The organism is Tamlana carrageenivorans (genome assembly GCF_002893765.1).
GTDB lineage: Bacteria > Bacteroidota > Bacteroidia > Flavobacteriales > Flavobacteriaceae > Pseudotamlana > Pseudotamlana carrageenivorans.
On sequence record NZ_CP025938.1, the window covers coordinates 1,795,601 to 1,815,737 of the forward strand.

At 36.4% G+C, this 20,137-nt stretch carries 15 protein-coding genes and 2 pseudogenes; 4 read left to right on the forward strand and 13 right to left on the reverse strand.

From position 1 onward, the window contains the following. Positions 1 to 29: 29 nt before the first annotated feature. The 6 genes from frr to rplM form a co-directional block, all read right to left on the reverse strand. Positions 30 to 587 carry a ribosome recycling factor gene (gene frr, locus C1A40_RS08030; protein ID WP_067145109.1) on the reverse strand — a complete coding sequence of 186 codons (558 nt, stop codon included), beginning with the start codon at positions 585 to 587 and terminating at the stop codon, positions 30 to 32. Between the two features lie 39 nt (positions 588 to 626). Continuing rightward, positions 627 to 1,334: a UMP kinase gene (gene pyrH, locus C1A40_RS08035; protein ID WP_102995459.1), complete on the reverse strand. Its 708-nt coding sequence runs from the start codon at positions 1,332 to 1,334 to the stop codon at positions 627 to 629. 183 nt (positions 1,335 to 1,517) lie between these two features. Further along, positions 1,518 to 2,492, reverse strand: a complete 975-nt coding sequence (tsf, locus tag C1A40_RS08040) for a translation elongation factor Ts (protein WP_102995460.1) — start codon at positions 2,490 to 2,492, stop codon at positions 1,518 to 1,520. Positions 2,493 to 2,577: 85 nt separating this feature from the next. Next, positions 2,578 to 3,348, reverse strand: coding sequence for a 30S ribosomal protein S2 (gene rpsB, locus C1A40_RS08045; RefSeq protein WP_068601023.1), 771 nt, complete (start codon positions 3,346 to 3,348; stop codon positions 2,578 to 2,580). Positions 3,349 to 3,588: 240 nt separating this feature from the next. Further along, a complete protein-coding gene (gene rpsI / locus C1A40_RS08050) occupies positions 3,589 to 3,975 on the reverse strand; it encodes a 30S ribosomal protein S9 (RefSeq protein WP_067145102.1) in 387 nt (128 codons plus the stop codon). Next, on the reverse strand, positions 3,976 to 4,431 hold the full coding sequence (gene rplM, locus C1A40_RS08055) for a 50S ribosomal protein L13 (RefSeq protein WP_067145100.1): 456 nt from the start codon (positions 4,429 to 4,431) through the stop codon (positions 3,976 to 3,978). Positions 4,432 to 4,652: 221 nt separating this feature from the next. On the opposite strand from rplM, the gene C1A40_RS08060 reads away from it, so the two are divergent. Both C1A40_RS08060 and C1A40_RS08065 read left to right on the forward strand, forming a co-directional pair. Beyond that, positions 4,653 to 6,284, forward strand: a complete 1,632-nt coding sequence (locus C1A40_RS08060; protein ID WP_102995461.1) for an ABC-F family ATP-binding cassette domain-containing protein — start codon at positions 4,653 to 4,655, stop codon at positions 6,282 to 6,284. 367 nt (positions 6,285 to 6,651) lie between these two features. Continuing rightward, on the forward strand, positions 6,652 to 8,610 hold the full coding sequence (locus C1A40_RS08065; RefSeq protein WP_102995462.1) for a YgiQ family radical SAM protein: 1,959 nt from the start codon (positions 6,652 to 6,654) through the stop codon (positions 8,608 to 8,610). 86 nt (positions 8,611 to 8,696) lie between these two features. Here the strand turns inward: C1A40_RS08065 and C1A40_RS08070 are convergent. The 4 genes and pseudogenes from C1A40_RS08070 to C1A40_RS08085 form a co-directional block, all read right to left on the reverse strand. Then, positions 8,697 to 9,892 (reverse strand): annotated as a pseudogene (locus C1A40_RS08070) (IS256 family transposase). 254 nt (positions 9,893 to 10,146) lie between these two features. Further along, on the reverse strand, positions 10,147 to 13,602 hold the full coding sequence (locus C1A40_RS08075) for a PPi-type phosphoenolpyruvate carboxykinase family protein (RefSeq protein ID WP_102995463.1): 3,456 nt from the start codon (positions 13,600 to 13,602) through the stop codon (positions 10,147 to 10,149). A 191-nt stretch (positions 13,603 to 13,793) separates the two neighbouring features. Further along, a complete protein-coding gene (locus C1A40_RS08080; RefSeq protein ID WP_102995464.1) occupies positions 13,794 to 14,972 on the reverse strand; it encodes an acyl-CoA dehydrogenase family protein in 1,179 nt (392 codons plus the stop codon). Between the two features lie 107 nt (positions 14,973 to 15,079). After that, positions 15,080 to 15,796, reverse strand: a complete 717-nt coding sequence (locus C1A40_RS08085; protein ID WP_102995465.1) for a tRNA1(Val) (adenine(37)-N6)-methyltransferase — start codon at positions 15,794 to 15,796, stop codon at positions 15,080 to 15,082. Positions 15,797 to 16,142: 346 nt separating this feature from the next. Here C1A40_RS08085 and C1A40_RS08090 point away from each other — a divergent pair, with 346 nt between their 5' ends. Further along, positions 16,143 to 16,598 (forward strand): PA2169 family four-helix-bundle protein, encoded by a 456-nt coding sequence (locus C1A40_RS08090; protein ID WP_102995466.1) that lies wholly within the window; start codon positions 16,143 to 16,145, stop codon positions 16,596 to 16,598. A 161-nt stretch (positions 16,599 to 16,759) separates the two neighbouring features. Here the strand turns inward: C1A40_RS08090 and rimM are convergent, their stop codons facing one another. The 3 genes from rimM to C1A40_RS08105 all read right to left on the reverse strand — a co-directional run bounded on the left by rimM (position 16,760) and on the right by C1A40_RS08105 (position 19,244). Continuing rightward, positions 16,760 to 17,287 (reverse strand): ribosome maturation factor RimM, encoded by a 528-nt coding sequence (rimM, locus tag C1A40_RS08095; RefSeq protein WP_102997169.1) that lies wholly within the window; start codon positions 17,285 to 17,287, stop codon positions 16,760 to 16,762. A gap of 290 nt (positions 17,288 to 17,577) precedes the next feature. Further along, positions 17,578 to 18,084, reverse strand: a complete 507-nt coding sequence (locus tag C1A40_RS08100; RefSeq protein ID WP_102995467.1) for a 30S ribosomal protein S16 — start codon at positions 18,082 to 18,084, stop codon at positions 17,578 to 17,580. A gap of 95 nt (positions 18,085 to 18,179) precedes the next feature. Further along, complete coding sequence (locus tag C1A40_RS08105; RefSeq protein WP_102995468.1) at positions 18,180 to 19,244, reverse strand: lactonase family protein; 1,065 nt, start codon at positions 19,242 to 19,244, stop codon at positions 18,180 to 18,182. A gap of 300 nt (positions 19,245 to 19,544) precedes the next feature. On the opposite strand from C1A40_RS08105, the pseudogene C1A40_RS08110 reads away from it, so the two are divergent. Beyond that, positions 19,545 to 19,889 (forward strand): annotated as a pseudogene (locus tag C1A40_RS08110) (ferritin-like domain-containing protein); the annotation flags it as partial. Between the last annotated feature and the right edge of the window lie 248 nt (positions 19,890 to 20,137).

The following is a 20,137-nucleotide window of genomic DNA, read 5'->3' on the forward strand; positions in this document are numbered from 1 at the left end:
AAAGGCGACAATACTGTCGCTTTTTTATATTATACGGTCATGATTTCTTTTTCTTTATTCTCGAAGACCTCGTCAACTTTTTTAACGTATTTATCAGTTAATTGTTGTACATCTATTTCGGCATTCTTTTTTAAATCTTCCGAAATGTCGTCGTTTTTCTTAAGATCGTTATTGGCTTCTTTACGCGCCGATCTAATACTTACTTTAGCATCTTCGGCTTCAGCTTTGGCTTGTTTAGCTAAATCTTTACGACGCTCTTCCGTTAATGGTGGTACGTTTATAATGATGGTTTCGCCATTATTCATAGGATTAAAACCAAGATTAGAATAAGCAATACCACGCTCAATTTCTTGCAACATGTTTTTTTCCCATGGCTGTACTGTAATGGTTCTTCCGTCTGGTGTATTTACGTTGGCTACTTGGCTTAAAGGTGTTTGCGAACCGTAGTAATCGACCATCACACTACCTAACATGGCAGGACTCGCTTTACCAGCTCTAATGTTTACAAATTGTTTTTCTAAATGAGTAATGGCATTTTCCATTGCCTCTTTAGTACTGTCTAATATAAATTTAATGTCTTCGTCCATGATTTTAAAATTCTTGTATTAAATCAAAAAAAGTAAGTCTTATATGTTAACAACGGTTCCAATATTTTCGCCAGAAACAACTTTAAGTAAGTTGCCTGTGGTATTCATATCAAAAACAATAATTGGTAATTCGTTTTCTTGGCTTAAGGTAAAGGCTGTTGTATCCATAACTTTAAGGCCTTTACGTAACACATCATCAAAAGTGATGCTGTTAAATTTAACGGCTGTTTTATCTTTTTCAGGATCTGCATTGTAAATACCATCTACACGTGTTCCTTTTAAAATAACATCCGCTTCAATTTCAATAGCTCTTAAAACGGCTGCAGAATCGGTTGTAAAATAAGGATTCCCTGTACCACCTCCAAAAATAACAACGCGTCCCTTTTCAAGGTGACGAATGGCTTTTCTACGAATAAACGGTTCGGCAACCTCGTTAATTTTTATAGCCGATTGTAATCGTGTAGGAATGTCTACATCTTCTAAAGCCCCTTGTAAAGCCAAGCCATTAATAACTGTGGCTAACATGCCCATATGGTCCCCTTGTACACGATCCATACCTTTACTTGCTCCAGCAACACCTCTAAATATATTGCCACCACCAATTACAATGGCAACTTCCACACCTTTGTCGGTAATGGTTTTAATATCTTGAGCATATTCTGCTAAACGATCTGGGTCGATGCCGTATTGGCGATTTCCCATTAAGGCTTCACCTGAGAGTTTTAGGAGTATTCTTTTGTATTTCATGGAATGGATTAATCTGTTAAAGGTTCTCGCTTTCGCGGAAATTAAAGTTTAGCAAAATTACATAAAATTTTTATTTTTTTGAATTTATATGAATTTAGAATTTAGTTATAAAAAAACCACCACTCTAAACTTTAGAGTGGTGGTTTGTGTATGTATAGATATTCTGGCTTTCGCGGAAATTTATTATCCTACAGAAGCACGTTTAAATCCAGAGATGGCAACTTCACCGTAAGAAGAAACATATTCAGCTACAGTTTTCTTTTCATCTTTAATGAATTTTTGATCTAATAAACACTGCTCTTGATCTAAAGTGGTGTTATCAGAGATAAAACGTTGCATTTTACCTGGTAAGATGTTACCCCAAATTTTCTCTGGTTTCCCTTCAGCAGCTAACTCAGCTTTTGCAGCTTCTTCAGCAGCAGCAAGAACTTCAGGAGTTAATTGTTGCATAGAGATGTACTGAGGTACGTTTTTAAGCGTTTTTCCTAAACGACCTAATTCGATATTATCTTTTTCGATAACGGCGATTCTAGCTTCAGTTTCAGAAGCTACATAAGCAGGATCAAAATCTTTGTAAGATAATGAAGTTGCTCCCATAGAAGCTACTTGCATCGCTACATCTTTAACTAAAGTTTCAGCGTTATCAACTTTTGCAGTTAAACCTACTAAAGCAGCAATTTTGTTAATATGTACGTAAGTACCAACATAAGCAGCTTCTAATTTTTCAAAAGAAGTGATGTCTAGTTTTTCACCAATAACACCAGTTTGCTCAACTAATTTTTCTGCAACAGTCATACCACCAAAATCGGCAGCTAAAAATGCTTCTTTAGAAGTTGTATTTAAAGCGATATCAGCTAATTGGTTTGCTAACGCTAAAAAGTTTTCGTTTTTACCAACAAAATCAGTTTCACAACCTAAAACAATAGCAACACCAGCAGTTTGGTCTGCATTAATTTTAGCTACAGCAGCACCTTCAGAAGAATCTCTGTCGGCTCTTTTTTCTGCTACTTTTTGTCCTTTTTTACGTAAAACTTCGATTGCTTTATCAAAGTTACCTTCAGCTTCAACTAAAGCTTTTTTGCAGTCCATCATTCCTGCACCAGTTGCTTGTCTTAATTTGTTAACTTCAGCCGCTGTTACTTTTACTGTAGTACTCATAGTGATTATAATTTAAAAAAGTCGTTCAATACATTTTCTGTAAAGAAAAGAACTAAACGACTTATTTGTGTTGTGTAAATGTTATTTATTCTTCTTCTTCAGCAGTTGCTTTAGCTTTAGGTGCTGCTTTAGCTTTAGGCGCATCGTCCTTAGCTGAAGCATCTTTCTCTGCTTTGCGTTCTGCTAAACCTCCTGCGATTGCAGATGATACGTGAGATAAAATTTTATCTATCGATTTAGAAGCGTCATCATTTGCAGGAATTACATAATCAACTTGACGTGGGTCAGAGTTGGTATCAACCATTGCAAAAATTGGAATGTTTAATTTTTGAGCTTCTTTAATCGCGATATGCTCACGCTTAATATCAACAACAAATAAAGCACCTGGTAAACGCGTCATATCGGTAATAGAACCTAAGTTTTTCTCTAACTTAGCTCTTAAACGATCAACTTGTAAACGCTCTTTTTTAGATAAAGTCATGAAAGTACCGTCTTTCTTCATTCTATCGATAGAAGCCATTTTCTTAACAGCTTTTCTAATAGTTACGAAGTTAGTTAACATACCACCTGGCCATCTTTCAGTGATGTAAGGCATGTTAATGTCTCCAGCTTTTTCAGCTACGATATCTTTAGCTTGCTTTTTTGTTGCAACGAATAAAATTTTACGACCAGATGCTGCAATTTTAGCAAGTGCTGCACCAGCTTCTTCAATTTTAGCCGCTGTTTTGTATAGGTTAATAATGTGGATGCCGTTACGCTCCATGTATACGTAAGGCGCCATGTTTGGATCCCACTTACGTGTAAGGTGTCCGAAATGTACACCTGCTTCAAGTAATTCTTTTACTTCTACTGCCATTTTTGTAATAGTTTACGTTCTTTTAAATTAGCAATGTTCCGTTCGGTTTTCGGCTGTTAAGCTTCGGCCTTTGGCTTCATTTAGATGCTAAACTTTCAATTCTGAATTCGATTCAGAATCTTTTTAAATTAAATTGATACTCTGAAAAATTCCAGAGTGTTTATTTTGAATATGGATGTAAACCTATAAAGGTGTTGAAACATGTTCAAAAGATGCTGAACCAAGTTCAGCATGAGTATATTAACGTTTCGAGAATTGGAATTTCTTACGCGCTTTCTTCTGACCGAATTTCTTACGCTCTACCATTCTTGGATCTCTAGTTAATAAACCTTCTGGCTTAAGTGTTAATCTGTTCTCAGCATCAACCTCACACATAGCGCGAGAAATTGCTAAACGAACAGCTTCTGCTTGTCCAGTAATACCACCTCCATATACATTTACTGTAATATCAAAGTTGCTGTCATTGTTAGTCAAAACTAAAGGCTGCTTTACTTTGTACTGTAATGTAGCTGTAGTAAAGTAGTTAGTTAAGTCTTTTTTGTTAATCGTAATGTTACCGCTTCCCGCAGAAACATAAGCACGAGCAACAGCCGTCTTTCTACGGCCGATTTTGTGAATTACTTCCATTTACTTGAATTCGTTTAAGTTAATTGTTTTTGGCTTTTGTGCTGCATGAGCATGTTCTGAACCAACAACAACTGTTAGATTACGGAATAAATTTGCACCTAATTTGTTTTTAGGTAACATTCCTTTAACTGATTTCTCTACTACTCTTGCAGGATCTTTTCCGTACAATTCTGTAGCAGTTAAACTTCTTTGACCACCTGGGTATCCTGTGTGACGAATGTACGTTTTGTCGTTCCATTTGTTACCAGATAACGTGATTTTTTCAGCATTGATAATGATTACATTATCTCCGCAATCCACGTGAGGTGTGAAGTTAGGCTTGTGTTTACCTCTTAAAAGTTTTGCAACTTTAGAAGCTAAACGTCCAAGCGCTTGACCTTCAGCATCAACAACTACCCACTGCTTATCTGCAGTAGCTTTGTTTGCTGAAATCGTTTTGTAGCTTAATGTGTCCACACTAATTATTTTTAATTATTAAACATTCCTCTCTTAAAAAGAGTTTGCAAATTTACGATTATATATTTGATTACCAAATAGTGAGCTCACTTATTTTTAATTGTACTTATTAACTGATTTTGAATTCATTATAAGCCTTTTAAATTGAAAATCATTTTTAGTTAAATATTTGTTTTTCAAGACCATGCTTTTATTAGTTTTGCAGCTTTAAATTTTTGTATATGATTTCAGTAGATAATTTAGCCGTAGAGTTTAGCGGACATGCCTTGTTCAGTGACGTGTCATTTACCATAAATGCCAACGATAAAATTGCATTAATGGGGAAGAATGGTGCAGGAAAATCTACCATGATGAAAATTATTGCAGGAGAACAAAGCCCGACAAGAGGCAACGTGCGTTTTCCTAAGGATGCTGTAATTGCCTATTTGCCACAACATTTATTAACGGAAGATAATACCACCGTTTTCGATGAAGCTTCTAAAGCCTTTAGTCACGTGTTCGAAATGCGTCAGGAAATGGAAGCTTTAAATAAGCAACTAGAAACACGTACGGATTATGAATCGGATGAATATATGAAAATCATAGAACGGGTTTCCGATCTTGGCGAGAAATATTATGCCTTAGAAGATGTGAATTACGATGCTGAAGTTGAAAAGGCATTAAAAGGACTTGGATTTAAGCAAGAAGATTTTACAAGATTAACCAACGAATTTAGTGGCGGATGGCGTATGCGTATCGAGCTGGCTAAAATATTACTACAAAAGCCCGATTTAATCCTTTTAGATGAGCCAACCAATCATATAGATATAGAGTCGGTTATTTGGTTGGAAGATTTTTTACTGAATAAAGCTAATGCCGTCGTGGTGATTTCACACGATAAAACCTTTATTGATAATATTACCAATAGAACTATTGAAGTGACTATGGGGCGTATTTACGATTACAAAGCCAATTACTCCCATTATTTACAATTGCGGGAAGAGCGTAGAGCGCATCAAATAAAAGCTTACGAAGAGCAGCAAAAATTTATTGCCGATAATATGGCCTTTATCGAACGCTTTAAAGGAACGTATTCTAAAACCAATCAGGTGAATTCGCGCGAGCGTATGCTTGAAAAGTTAGAGATTATTGAAGTAGACGATATCGATACTTCGGCCTTAAAATTACGTTTCCCTAAAACCCAGCGTTCAGGTGACTATCCTATTACAGTAAAAGAGGTGTCGAAATCATACGGCCATCATGTGGTGTTTAAGAATGCCAGCATGTCTATTGCAAGAGGTGAAAAAGTGTGTTTCGTAGGTCGTAATGGTGAAGGGAAATCGACCATGATTAAAGCTATTTTAGGTGAAATTGAGGTTGAAGGTACCTGTGCACTAGGTCATAATGTACAGGTGGGCTACTTTGCACAAAACCAAGCCGCCTTGTTAGATGAAGAACTTACCGTATTTCAAACCGTTGATGAAGTCGCTCAAGGCGATGTGCGAAAGCAAATTAAAAACATTTTAGGACGCTTTATGTTTAAAGGCGATGTTATCGATAAAAAAGTTGGCGTGCTTTCTGGTGGTGAAAAAACCAGATTAGCCATGGTGAAATTATTATTAGAGCCCGTAAACTTGCTGATTCTCGATGAGCCTACTAACCACTTAGATTTAAAATCGAAGGATGTTTTAAAAGAAGCCTTATTAGATTTTGATGGTACTTTGGTTTTGGTTTCGCACGATAGAGATTTTCTTCAAGGCTTATCTAAAAAAGTATTCGAATTTAAAGACCAACGTGTTATCGAGCATTTTGAAACGATTGACGATTTCTTAGTTAGAAACCGTATTGAGAGTTTGAAAGCGATAGATTTATAAATGTTGATGTGTTTATTTGTTTAATCGTTTAGTTGCCGTCACCCTGAACTTCTGCCTGCCTGTAGGAGTTCAGAATGACGTCATGTAGTTAGCACCTAGAGGGATTATAGGGGGGGCTGTATTATCAAAATCAAAACAGAACCACCAATCAAAGACGAAACTTCCGCGTTAGGGATTGAAACGGCATCCTTTTTTGTGTGTCCTAAAGTTGATTTAGAACGTAAATATGAAGTTTAGAAAACACATGATTAATGATCTAAATGTTTGTGAACAAAAAAGATATAGTGGAAAGCCCGACCCTCGGGTAACGCCCAAATTATTTACATTTTACATTTAAGAGTCTTTTTTTGACTAAATTTGCAGCGCTATGCAAGAGTTACAACTTTCAGATTGGTTACCTACCACAAACAAAGAGGTGAAAATACGCGGCTGGGATGCCCTAGACGTGATATTATTTAGTGGCGATGCCTACGTGGATCACCCATCGTTCGGGCCTGCCGTTATTGGACGTATTCTGGAAAGTTACGGATTGCGTGTAGCGATTGTTCCGCAGCCTAATGTGAATGATAACCTTCAGGATTTTGAAAAGCTAGGAACGCCAAAATTATTTTTTGCGATTACCGGGGGCTGTATGGACCCGATGATTAGCAATTATAACGCGAATAAAAAGCGACGTGATAAAGATGCATACACGCCAAATGGTGATATTGGTTTTAGACCCGATTACGCCACTTCGGTGTATTCGAAAATATTAAAAGATAAATTTCCCGATGTTCCTATTTTAATTGGTGGGATTGAAGCGTCTTTACGACGTGTTACTCACTACGATTATTGGAGCGATAAGCTATTGCCTTCTATTTTAGAAACCTCGAAAGCCGATATGTTGGTTTACGGTATGGGCGAGCAGCCTTTACGAGAGGTGGTGCGTTTAATGCAAAAAGGGGTGCCTTTTAGTAGTATTAATACGGTGAAGCAAACAGCTTTGTTGGTTGATGGTGCTGATAAAATTCCGAAAAACAGTAACTGGGAAGATGTTGAAATCCAGTCGCACGAAACCTGCTTAAAGGATAAAAAAGCCTATGCTTCTAACTTTAAAACGATAGAGCAGGAGAGTAATAAATTAGCGGCACGTCGTATTTTTCAGAAGATAGGTGATAAAACCTTGATGATTAATCCGCCGTACCCCACCATGACCGAAGACGAGATTGATGCCTCGTTCGAGTTGCCCTACACGCGTTTACCGCACCCGAAATACAATAAGCGCGGACCTATTCCTGCCTTTGAAATGATTAAGTTCTCGATAAATATTCACCGTGGGTGTTTTGGAGGCTGTAGTTTCTGTACCATTTCGGCACACCAAGGGAAGTTTATTGCTTCTAGGAGTCAGGAGTCGGTGCTTCGTGAGGTGGATAAAGTAGCGAATATGCCCGATTTTAAAGGCTATTTGTCTGATATTGGTGGCCCAAGTGCCAACATGTATAAAATGAAGGGGAAAGTGCAGTCCATTTGTGATAAGTGTGTGGCGCCTTCCTGTATTTCGCCTGTAATTTGCAGTAATTTAGATACGTCTCACAAGCCGTTAACTAAGTTATACCAGGCGGTTGATAGTCACCCGAAAATTAAAAAATCCTTTATTGGTAGTGGTATTCGTCATGATATGTTGGTGCCGGAATTTAATAAAAATGCCGACCCGAAGGAATTAGACGATTACACCGAAGAGGTGATGACTAAGCATATTTCTGGACGTTTAAAGGTAGCACCAGAACATACCAGTGATCCTGTTTTAAAACTGATGCGTAAGCCTTCGTTTAGTTACTTCCATAAGTTTAAGGAGCGCTTCGATAAAATAAATGTAAAGCATAAGCTGAAGCTGCAGTTGATTCCGTATTTTATTTCGAATCACCCAGCTTGTGAGGCTGAAGATATGGCTAACCTCGCTGCCGAAACCAAAGATATGGGCTTCCAATTGGAGCAAGTGCAAGGTTTTACGCCAACACCTATGACGGTGGCTACCGTAATTTATTATAGTGGTTACCATCCATACACGCTTAAAAAAGTAAAAACGCCTATTACCGCTAAAGAAAAAGAGGAACAGCACCGTTTTTTCTTTTGGTATAAAGACGAAAATAAAGCCTGGATTAGAAAGACCTTAAACAAACTAGGGCGTCAGGATTTACTAAAAGTGCTACTTCCAGAAAAGAACGAAAAATGGCGTAAAAACAAACCTAAAGGCGATGCTAAACACACTTTTGATGATGCTGTGCCTTTTAATAAACGCAAGAATAAGGTGAAGTTTCAGGGGAAGAAGAATAAGAAGCGTAGGTAGTTTTTATTTGAGAATTGTCACAAATTTCAAAGCATTAGACACTATCCCGAAAAGTGTGTAAGTTATAAATCGAGGGTTTAGCTTTTTTAAAGTTGAACCCTTTTTTCAAATATAGTTAAAAACTGGTTTAAAATAATGCCCCAGTTCCTAATAGGCATCGACCATTTTTTGGTAGCCTCTCTAAGGGCTAAAAAAGTGGACTTCATAACAGCCTCATCTGTTGGGAATGAGAGCTTGTTTTTAGTGTACTTTCTGATTTTTCCATTAAGGTTTTCAATAAGGTTGGTAGTGTAAATGATTTTTCTAATTTCAACAGGAAATTCATAAAAAGCAGTAAGCTCATCCCAGTTGTCTCTCCAGCTTTTAATAGCATAAGAGTACTTGTGTTCCCATTTCTGAGCAAAGTCCTCTAAAGCAGCTTTTGCTGCGTTTTTGGTGGGTGCATCATAGATATTTTTCATGTCTTTTGTAAATTCCTTCTTGTCTTTCCAAACAACATAGCGACAAGCGTTACGAATCTGATGTGCCACGCAAATTTGGGTTTTAGATTCAGGAAAAACATTTTTAATGGTGTCGGTGAAACCGTTAAGATTATCTGTGGCCGTGATAAGCAAATCCTGAACGCCTCTGGCTTTCATATCGGTTAGTACACTCATCCAAAAGGCTGCCGATTCATTCTTACCCAGCCAAAGTCCTAAGACTTCCTTTTTACCATCTCTACGGAGTCCTACGGCGATGTACATGGTTTTGTTAATGACTTTAGAGTTCTCCCGAACCTTAAATACAATACCATCCATCCAAGTAATTAAATATACGGGCTCCAGGGGTCTGTTTTGCCAAGCAATAATATCATTGGTAACTTTATCTGTGATACGTGATATGGTAGATGTAGATACATCAAAATCGTAAACTTCTCGGATTTGCTTTCAATATCAGAATTACTCATACCCTTGGCATAAAGGCTGATAATGACGTTTTCTATGCCGTCAACCATGTTTGTGCGTTTAGGAACCAGCATAGGGTTAAAAGAAGCTTCTCGGTCTCTGGGAACTTTAATATTAGTCTCTCCTAAAGCTGTTTTTATCCTTTTAGATCCATAGCCGTTACGGGTATTGCTATTATTGGATTGCTGATGTTTCTCATAGTCTAAATGAGCGTCAAGTTCTCCTTCTAGCATCTTTTCAATACCTCGCTTTTGGATGGATTTTAGAAAGGAGGTTAGTTCGTCTCCTGTTTTGAACTGTTTTAAAAAATCGTCGTTTAGAAAATCTTCTTTCTTCATAAGTGTGTAAATTTTAAAATTAAACAAAAAATATCGAGGGTTGCAACCCTCGATATTTTTTGTTTACACACTTTATGAGATACTGCCATAATTATAAACGTTTGGCGATTTTATAAGGCTATTTTGTATTTCAATTTAAAAATAAAGAGTGTTTTTTAGTGTTAGTCTAAAAATGCGTCCATGATTCGCCTATTATAGAAAACAAAAAGCCACCGAAGTTTCGGTGGCTTTAATGGTTCAATAAGTGTTTAAATTTATTTTCTACACAATGGATCGGCTCCAATGGTGCCTACCAAACTGTTTAAATAGCTTTCAGAACTTACCTCATTGTAATGCTTCTTAACCTCTTCTAAACGCTCCTCTATATGCATTTCAGTAGCGATGTTCTTGTTGTTAGGATTTGTTGTGAAGGCTTCTAAATAAGCTATTTGATTAGCGTAAAACTGAATGTCCTTTTGTTGTTTTAATTTCAGTCTTTCTTTATACCAATCGCTATTTAAAACATAGTCTCTATCAAATAATTTTCTTAATTCAGGGTCGTCCATGCTTTTGCCTTCGAAATTTCCGTAAGCCATCATATGAAGTAGTACTTTTAATGGTGGAATAGCAGCATCAATACTTCCGTCTTCAAAATATCTTAAAGCTACTTTTTCTTGAGCTTCAACAATATTTTTAATACCGTCTACATAATCCTCCATGCCTTGTAATTCTGGTTTTAACATTTTTTCATTAAAAACAGCAGTAGGCTCATCGAATAGTCTATTTAAGCATAGGTGCGAAAATTGTTTTGTAATTCTATACCCTAAACGGCTTGCAGGAATCGTTTCACCGTTGTATTCAAAATCATCGATTTTTTCTAAACATCCTGTTTCAATTAATTTTTTAGGATCACGGTCAGATGGTTCCAATCGTGCCCAAATTTCAGGAATAAGTAAACTAATATCATGGTCTACTTGATTGTTTCCACCAACGTAACCTGCAGCAGTACTAAAGGCATCAGATTCGGTTAAAATATGCGATAGTAAGGCATTGTTTAAATCTGTTGTTGGTGTTAACATATTAAACGGCCCCTTTGTTAAAGCGCCTTCAGATCCTGCACCCGTAGTTGAAGGCGATTTACCTGTTAAGCTACAAATAAAGTCCATAAATAATTCTGGAGTTTCTTGGTAATGAATTGGGTTGTACACCGCTAACGCGCGTATTCCAGCCTTTTTATCAGCAGGGTTGTTTCGTCTACCAGGTAAAACAGCGTTTACTACATTAATAACCGGGTCTTCAGATTTTATTTTTCTAACTAAACGCACGCCAATTTCAGCTAAATAAGTCGCTTCTGTTTCGCTCACGTTTACATTAGGCTCTAAATATCTTGGGTTTTTCGTAGGTTCACCGTTTACAATTCTCGTGTGTGATGGTAATACGAAATACGCTTCGTCTTTAGGACTGTTTACAATTTCAGTAATGAAATCTTTTACCGGCTGTGTGTATTTATCAAAATGGATGGTGTCATTATAAATATCGATAGCATCTTGTTTTGTTAATAATTCATAATTGGTTAAAAAACGACCATCACTAACAATGTCTAGCTCTGCATTTTTATCATATCCTCTAACAACGGCTTCATCAGGACGTTGGAAAAGGTGTGCCTCACAGTTTGTAACCACTTTTAAACTCTTGTTTGTAAACTCAGGGTTTAGGTTATTAATCTGCTCTCTTGGTAAGGTGATTGATGCCGTGATGTCATCTTCAGTTTGAATTTTTTCACAAGGAGAAAAGTCAGATCTTAATTTGTTAAGCATCCAGTTTCCTTTTTGATTAAATCCTATACGCACATAACTACCAACTACAGGGGTGTTATTGTGTAATAGTCCAGTACCGTTTTCACCGTTAATAATTTCAACCGACATATAGTCTTTCCAGTTTAAAACCCCACGTGCTTGTCTGTATAATCGTTTTACAAACAATACCAACGATCTAATATGAACTGGAATTTCTTCCAACATTTGGTTGTATTCATCCGAATTTTCATCCGAAGGTGTTAAAAGTTTCACAGCAGAGCTCAAAGTTCTTTCCTCACTTAAAAAAGATCTAGACTTCGGTCTGTTAGGGTCTTTTACCTTCCAACGTGTGGTGTAATCAAACTCAATGATTTCGTCTGCCTTTTTGAAATCTTCTTCAATATCTTGAATATTAAAAGTGCTATAGGTAATGGCATTTTGCATGGATTTTGAAATCTCCGATTTTCCACCACCAGAAACCGTACAAGGTTTATGGCAGAATATACCTTCTGCAAAAGTGTCTACTATACGCCATAAATCTACCGATGGATGTTTTTCTAATCTAAATTTATTTCCAGTTGGATGCACATAAGTTTTACGCGGCGAAAGGATTAGTTTTTGTTCTTTACCGTTATGCTCCCAAGTAATGCTATTGGTGTTTGTGTTTACATAAGCATGTTCTGGAATGTAAATAATATTCGGATATTTTTTATCAATGGCATAATTTTCTGGTTGTACCTCGATGCGGTCGCCTAATAAGGTTTTAACATCTTCAAAACTATGTTTATTATGATGGAATTCGGTATAATCTTTACCATCTAAAGTACTTCCCATAACACGTCTAGCAAAGGCAATAGCGCCACCAGCATGCTCCTCTTCAACCAAACCATATAAGTTTGCCGAGTAGCTTATTTGTGTTTTAATTTCTTTTTTAGAATAACCGTAGTAGTTATCTGCGATGATGGTTACTACCACACCTCGATCGTCTCTACAGGTAATTTTGAAGGCGCCACCATCGTTGTAAAGTTCATCTTCATTTTTCCAGCACATACCGTCATTTTTTTGACGTTCTGTAGCCTCATCAAAATGAGGAAGTCCTAAATCTTTCTTTTTAAGTTTTAACAACTGTGGTGCTAAAATAATACAGCCAGTATGACCTGTCCAATGTTCAGGGTCTAAAGCAGCATCATTTAAAGCTAAGTGCGGATCACCAGCATTACCAAAAATAGACTCCACAAAATCTAAATTACTCACAAGGCTTCCTGGAGCAAAGAAACGCACTTCTAAAGATTTTTCTGAAATCACACCTTTAACCTCTGGGCAAACCACCGGTCTGAGCATCATAGATACTAAAGTTTTGGCTTGCTCATCTTCAGGCTGACTAGACGTAAAAGGTAAGTTTTTTAACTCGTCTGAAGGGTTAAATGCAGCATGTAAAAAGTGTGCAAAAACTTCTCTTGGAACTTCTTTTTTATCTAAAGGCACCGGAAGTGGGCCTTCCACAATATGAAATGTTCCTTTTGTTGTTCTTTTATCGTGTAAAGGGTTGTTTAAAATTCCTTGTTTTATCCTTTTTGAAGTAACCATGTTACTTTCAAATGAATCGCCATCCGGTGGTAAACTCACTTCTCTAGCTTGACCTTTTCTAGATAAAATAAGGGTGTTGTTAGGTAAGGTATAGGATTTACCAGTTTTTGTATCTTTTAAATAGTCGTTTAAAAAATTTTGAATACGAGAATCTGCAGGTGAATGATGTGTTGCTAAAAGTCTAGACTTAGCTTGTACATTCTTTATGATTCCACTTGTTAATTCTTCAAATTTCGGATTGCAAAATTTGACTGCACTATCCGGTTTGTCTTTAAAAGTTGGCAACCATAAGGAAGCTAACTGTAAGTTTGTAAATTGGATAATGTCTTTTCTTGATTCTTCTTGCATGATGTCTAAAAGTTACTTTGTGTATAATATTCTCTTATTCCCTAACAAAGTTAGGAGGTAATAGGTTTATAAAACCTGTCAAAAGTCAGTATTCTAAATAATTTTCTTTAAATATTTCATCGAAAACGTTTGAGTTTAAAATTAATTTAAGTAGACGTAATTTATAAGTAAGAAGTTCGCAGTAGTAGTGTTTATTTAAAAGCATTTAAGCCTGTAATATCAAATCCAGTAATTAATAAATGTATGTCGTGAGTACCTTCATAGGTAATCACACTTTCCAAATTCATGGCGTGTCTCATAATAGAATATTCACCAGTGATGCCCATACCACCTAAAATTTGTCGTGCCTCTCTAGCGATATTGATCGCCATATCCACATTGTTTCTTTTGGCCATAGATATTTGAGCCGATGTGGCTTTTCCTTCATTTTTTAAAACGCCTAATCGCCAAGTTAGCAGTTGGGCCTTAGTAATTTCTGTTATCATTTCGGCAAGTTTTTTTTGTTGTAACTGAAACTGTCCTATAGGTTTGCCAAACTGTGTACGCTCTTTGCTGTATCTTAAAGCGGTGTCGTAGCAATCCATGGCCGCACCAATAGCACCCCAAGCGATGCCATATCTGGCCGAGTCTAAACAACCTAGCGGAGCACCTAAGCCCGATTTATTGGGTAATATATTTTCTTTAGGAACTTTTACGTTGTCGAATATCAATTCGCCTGTAGCCGAGGCTCGTAATGACCATTTATTGTGTGTTTCGGGCGTTGTAAAACCTGCCATGCCTCGTTCTACAATAAGGCCATGAACACGGTCTGTCTCATCTTTTGCCCAGACTATGGCAATTTGGGCAAAAGGCGCATTGCTAATCCACATTTTGGCTCCGTTTAGCAAATAGTGATCGCCTTGATCTTTAAAATTAGTGATTATGCCACTGGGGTTACTGCCGTGATCTGGTTCTGTTAATCCGAAACAGCCCATCCATTCACCACTTGCTAGTTTGGGTAAGTATTTTTTACGCTGATTTTCATTGCCATATTTCCAAATGGGATACATCACCAATGAAGATTGTACCGAAGCGGTACTTCTAATTCCCGAATCACCCCGCTCAATTTCTTGCATGATAAGTCCGTAAGAAATTTGATCCAATCCAGCACCGCCATATTCCAGCGGAATGTAGGGGCCAAACGCACCAATGTCAGATAAGCCTTTTATAAGTTGTTTTGGGAATTCAGCCTTTTGAGCGTAATCTTCAATAATAGGTGATATTTCGCGTTTTACCCATTTTCGGGCAGCCTCGCGAACCAATTTATGTTCATCTGTAAGGAGCTCGTCAAGCTGGTAATAATCTGGAGCTTGAAATAAGTCTGGACGCATAAAGATGAATTTAATTTGAGATTCGCTTTAAAATTGTAGAAAAAGCGGCTTGTTTTTGCTTTTTCTGTACATTTTCCTCTCAAATTTAATCAATCTTATCTATTATTTTACATTTTTAAATAGAAATCTTTTGTTAAGTTTATGTAATCTTCAGTGTAGTCATGTCGCTGATTTTCAATGATAAGCGTTTCGTTTTTTATGTCGCTTTCGCGGAAGGAAAACTCTAAAAGGCAACGTTTAACCTCCGAAGTGGGGCTCCCTTTTACATGAAGACTTCGGTTAAGGAAAAGGTTGACTTCTGAAGCTAATGCGATAAATCGGGCTTCTTCTTTATAAGGAATAACAACCGTAAATACCCCTGTATCTGATAATAATTTTGAAACGCTCTGTACTAAGTGATCAAAAGGCAGAGCCTCTTGAAAACGGGCTAAATCGCGAGATATATTATTGGTTTTGTAATCTTCACTATAAAATGGCGGGTTGCAAACAATGAGGTCGTATTGGTCCTCAATTTCATCTACAAACTCTTCTAAAGAAGCATGGTAGCAAAATAAGCGATCACCCCAATGGGATTGTTCAAAATTGTCTACACATTGCTCATAGGTCTTATCGTCAATCTCTAAGGCGTCAATAATTTCGGCGGCAGACCTTTGCGCTAACATTAAAGCTAAAACACCTGTTCCAGAGCCAATATCTAAAATGGAAAAGGGATGTTTTTCTAATGACGCCCATGCGCCCAAAAGCACGGCATCGGTGCCAATTTTCATGGCGCATTGATCTTGCTGTACTTTAAACTGTTTAAATAAAAAAGGCTTTTTAGACATGCTTTGTAATTCTTTGGTAAAACTAAGGAATAATGATAATCTAATGGTATGTAATTTTTTAAAACTATAAAAATTTAGTGGTTTATAGTAACCCAACTAAGGCGGGGTAATGATGCCCTTTAAGAATATAACTTTTTTTTATAATGAAGTCGTTTTTAAAGCGTTATGTTCTTGATTTTGTGGGTTTTGTATTATTACACCTGTTAAAATGTATTAAAATTTGCTAAACTGTGTTAAATATAATTTAACAAGACTTAGCATATCTATTTTTGTACTATCAACTTAATTCTCTCTCTCTCTTTCTCTTAAAGAATAGTTGGTGACTAGTACTTAAAAGAAGATTGCTATGAAAAAAAATGAAAAATATATTAACAGCTTAAACAGCCTTTTAATTATGAATGCTGAAGTTGAAAAAATTTATATGGAACTTGTTGATAAGGTATCGGATGAGGATTTAAAAAAATTTTTTAGCGACAAGGCGATGCAAAGGCATGAGTTTACTAAGGATTTAAAATCCAAAATAATTAGTCTGGGTGGTTCTTATGATAATAAGGGGCGTATGCACAGCGAATTATATAAGTTTTGGATGAATATTAGAAACTTTGTAATGTTTAACAAAAGCGAAGAAAGCTTAATGAGCGAAGTTCGGGATATGCAAGGTTTAACTATTAACCGATATAACGAGTTATTACGCATGTTAGGTTTACCTCTTTCTATTTGTAAGCTATTAATTAAGCAGCGCGATAGGATTCAAGATGCTAAAGATAGTATTGAAAGACACGATCTCATTGCTTATGCATAAACGCTAAGTGAATGGTACAGTCAAGCAGAGTTTAAAACTATAAATTAGGGCTGTTTTAAAAGTTAAATGATGTTTTCCTGGTTAGCAGGTAGATGTAAGTAAGACTTTTAAAATAGCTTTTTTTTCGAAATAACTCGTTAATAAGTTTAATTAAACTTAGGTTATTCTAAATATAAGTCAATAAGGCCATCTGGGGTTTCAACTATAATGGTTTTATTATTGCGGTCAACTTTTACAATAAATTCATCGTTCATAGGAATTAGAATTTCTAAACCGTCGCGATCAATTTCAAAAAGGGCTTGGGCTGTCGAGTCGTTAATAGCTTTAATAGTACCTACTTTTCCAAAGTTTACATCTTCAATGGTAAATCCAATGACTTCGTGGAAATAGAATTTGTTGCCCTCTAATTTAGGAAGTAAATTTAAAGGTAGGTATAAGTCAGTTTTCATAATCGCATCAGCATCGGCTTCTGTATCAACTTCTTCGAATTTAATTCTTAGGAGTTCCGATTTGTGCAATTGTGAGCTTTCAATAAAAAAAGGGATGAGGTTATTTCTTAAATCTAAAAAAATAGCATCTAAATTTTCGTAAACTTCAGGTTCGTCGGTGTCTAATTTTGCTAATACTTCCCCTTTAAAACTGTACTTCTTTACAATTTTACCTAAATAGAAACAATCTTCTTTTTTCATTTTAAGTGCTCTTTTTTTCATTTCCGCAAAAGCGGAAATCTCTTCAAAAATAATTCTAGAGTATAATAGATTCCCGCCTTCGCGGATATCTATTTACTTGTGTATTCTGTAGCTGTGTTTTAATTATGAGATTCCGATTTGCATTCGGAGCATCTTAAAAATTAAACAAAGTCTAATAATATTGAGATTCCCGCCTTTGCGGGAATGTTAATAATAACTTTTAGAGTTATTATTAAACAAAAAACTCCGATATTTCTACCGGAGTTTAAAAGTATAAAAAAATAATATTTTTATTCTTCTTCGTTTGATGCTTCAGCAGCAGGAGCTTCTTCAGCAGCCTCTTCTACTACAGGAGCAGCGGCAGCAATTCTTGCTTCGTTAACAGCTTTCTCAGCAGCTAATGCTTCAGCTTTTGCTTTAGCTTGTGCTTCAGATAAACCTTCAACTTTAGCTTGAACTTTACCAGCTTTTTCTTCTAACCAAGCTGTGAATTTAGCCTCAGCTTGCTCTTCAGTTAAAGCGCCTTTTCTAACCCCACCAACAAGGTGGTTTTTTAATAAAGCACCTTTTTCTGACAAAAGGTTTTTAGCTGTATCGGTTGGTTGTGCACCATTTTGTAGCCATTTTACAGCACCGTCAACGTTTAAATCAACTGTTGCAGGGTTTGTGTTTGGATTGTAGATACCTAATTTCTCTAAGTATTTACCATCTCTTTTCGCGCGAGCATCTGCTGCTACGATCCAGTAAAAAGGTTTTCCTTTTTTACCGTGTCTTTGTAATCTAATTTTTACAGGCATAATAATTAATTATTTGAGGTTCTCGACCTCGATTATTAATGAGGGCGCAAAGATACTATATTTTTTTAATTTTCAGCGGTTTGTTGTTGCCTAAATTAAAAAAGTAAACATACCGGCGTTGGTGTTTTATGGTCCTGTAAGAAACTGAGTTCTCCTGTGTTAGGGTCAATTTTAAAAACTACCAAGTTGTTGCTTCTGCGATTGGCTACGATTAGGAATTTACCTGTTGGATCTATAGCAAAGTTTCGTGGCCAATCGCCATGAACTGATGCGTTCTGTATTTTTTCAAGAGTACCTTTTTTAGGATGACGCTTAAAAACCGCTATGGTATTTTCGCCGCGATTGGAAGCATATAAAAATTGCTCATCTTTAGATAAATGGATGTCGGCCGAAGCATTTTCTCCTTTAAAATCTTCTGATAAAGTTGAATCGAAATCAATTTCTTTAAATTTATTGTTCGATCTTTTTATCGACGTAACGCTGCTTTCTATTTCGTTAATCACATAAATAAACTCACCATCTTGGGTCGTGGTAAAATGTCTAGGACCTGGATTGCCTTTAACCTTCACAATAGCATCAGTGTCTAGTTTGTACTCGCCTTTTTTTAATTCGTATTGAAAAACAGAATTGGTACCTAAATCGGCGACAAACAAGTCGTCATTAACAAAATGTGCAGAATGTGCGTGTGATTTTGTTTTTTCTGAATTATGATCGAAAACCTGAGAAGCATCACTTAAAGTGCCGTCCTCATTTATTGGGAAAACAGCAAGGGTGCCTCCTCTGTAATTTGAAACGGCGGCCTTAGTTCCTGCTTTGTTTAAAGCAATATGGCAAGGCAGTTCGCCATGACTACGCATTCTGGTAAGCATGGTTAGCGAACCATCGTCGTTAACGACATATGATGAAACAAATCCGCTATTAGTGGCATTGGTCGAGTATAAATATTTTCTGTTTGGGCTGTATTCTAAAAATGAAGGGTTGTCAATTTTTATAGCTAAAGTTTGCTTGCTTAACGTGCCTGTTTCGGTGTTAAATTGAAGTTGATAAATACCCTCGGCATCTTCGTTGGTGTAAGTACCCACGTAAAGCGGGATGTTTTGAGCGTGCATTTTTGTTGTAAAAACGGCTAAAACCAATAATATAAGGTGTCTGTACTGCATGTGTTAAATTTTAATGGTCTAAATTATGATAATTTATCTTAATGCTAAAGGCTATTTTGTTAAGGGCTCTTAAATCTTTGGTAAAGTCTGTTAAATCCTTGTGTTTGCTGAGGTTTTAAGTTATGTTGAAAGAGGTGATGTGAAACAATCAACATCCTAAAAGAAGTTATTGGAATTTAAAATGTAAGCGTTATTATGAAGTATACTGAAGAAATTTCAAATAAATTAAACGAATTATTAATCAAGAATTTTGATGCCGAGAAAGGTTATCTCAATGCGGCATAAACCGTTGATAATCCTAAGCTTAAAATGTTTTTTAAAAGAAGAGCCATCGAACGTGGCGACTTTGCTAAAGCTTTAAGAATTGAGATTTTAAGATACGGTCAAATCCCTGAGGACGGCGGCAGCTTTAAAGCTGCCATGCACCGAAATTGGGCCATATTAAAAACCATGTTAGCGTCGGATGATGCTGAAGTGGTTTTAGAAGAAGCCATTCGTGGCGAAGAAGAAAGTTTAAAAGCCTACGATGATATTCTTAAAGATAGAAACCTGCCACCAAGTATTGATGTGATGCTGAATAATCAGCGTCGAGCCATTCAAGCGGCAATAAATTCAGAAAAAGTTCACGAAGAATTAATCTCTTAATACAGATTAATTAGTGGCTAATTTTGGGCTGCCTTAAAAGTTAAAAAATCGTTATGCTGTGTTTAAAACAGTGTCTCATGACATTCAAATGATTATGAGAATCTGAAACACATTCAGATTGACTTGAAATCGACTTTTAAGGCAGCCTCTTTTTTTTGTTTACAACTTTTAGATAATCGGTTTTTAAAACTGTAAATTCTACGTATTTTTATGAGCTAAGATTTATTTTTCTAATCACCTTATTTACA

Coding starts and splice junctions, on each gene's coding strand:
- frr (WP_067145109.1), bottom strand. CDS start 587: ATGGACGAAGACATTAAATTTATATTAGACAGTACTAAAGAGGCAATG.
- pyrH (WP_102995459.1), bottom strand. CDS start 1,334: ATGAAATACAAAAGAATACTCCTAAAACTCTCAGGTGAAGCCTTAATG.
- tsf (WP_102995460.1), bottom strand. CDS start 2,492: ATGAGTACTACAGTAAAAGTAACAGCGGCTGAAGTTAACAAATTAAGA.
- rpsB (WP_068601023.1), bottom strand. CDS start 3,348: ATGGCAGTAGAAGTAAAAGAATTACTTGAAGCAGGTGTACATTTCGGA.
- rpsI (WP_067145102.1), bottom strand. CDS start 3,975: ATGGAAGTAATTCACAAAATCGGCCGTAGAAAGACGGCTGTTGCTCGT.
- C1A40_RS08060 (WP_102995461.1), top strand. CDS start 4,653: ATGATTTCAGTAGATAATTTAGCCGTAGAGTTTAGCGGACATGCCTTG.
- C1A40_RS08065 (WP_102995462.1), top strand. CDS start 6,652: ATGCAAGAGTTACAACTTTCAGATTGGTTACCTACCACAAACAAAGAG.
- C1A40_RS08075 (WP_102995463.1), bottom strand. CDS start 13,602: ATGCAAGAAGAATCAAGAAAAGACATTATCCAATTTACAAACTTACAG.
- C1A40_RS08080 (WP_102995464.1), bottom strand. CDS start 14,972: ATGCGTCCAGACTTATTTCAAGCTCCAGATTATTACCAGCTTGACGAG.
- C1A40_RS08085 (WP_102995465.1), bottom strand. CDS start 15,796: ATGTCTAAAAAGCCTTTTTTATTTAAACAGTTTAAAGTACAGCAAGAT.
- C1A40_RS08090 (WP_102995466.1), top strand. CDS start 16,143: ATGAAAAAAAATGAAAAATATATTAACAGCTTAAACAGCCTTTTAATT.
- rimM (WP_102997169.1), bottom strand. CDS start 17,287: ATGAAAAAAGAAGATTGTTTCTATTTAGGTAAAATTGTAAAGAAGTAC.
- C1A40_RS08100 (WP_102995467.1), bottom strand. CDS start 18,084: ATGCCTGTAAAAATTAGATTACAAAGACACGGTAAAAAAGGAAAACCT.
- C1A40_RS08105 (WP_102995468.1), bottom strand. CDS start 19,244: ATGCAGTACAGACACCTTATATTATTGGTTTTAGCCGTTTTTACAACA.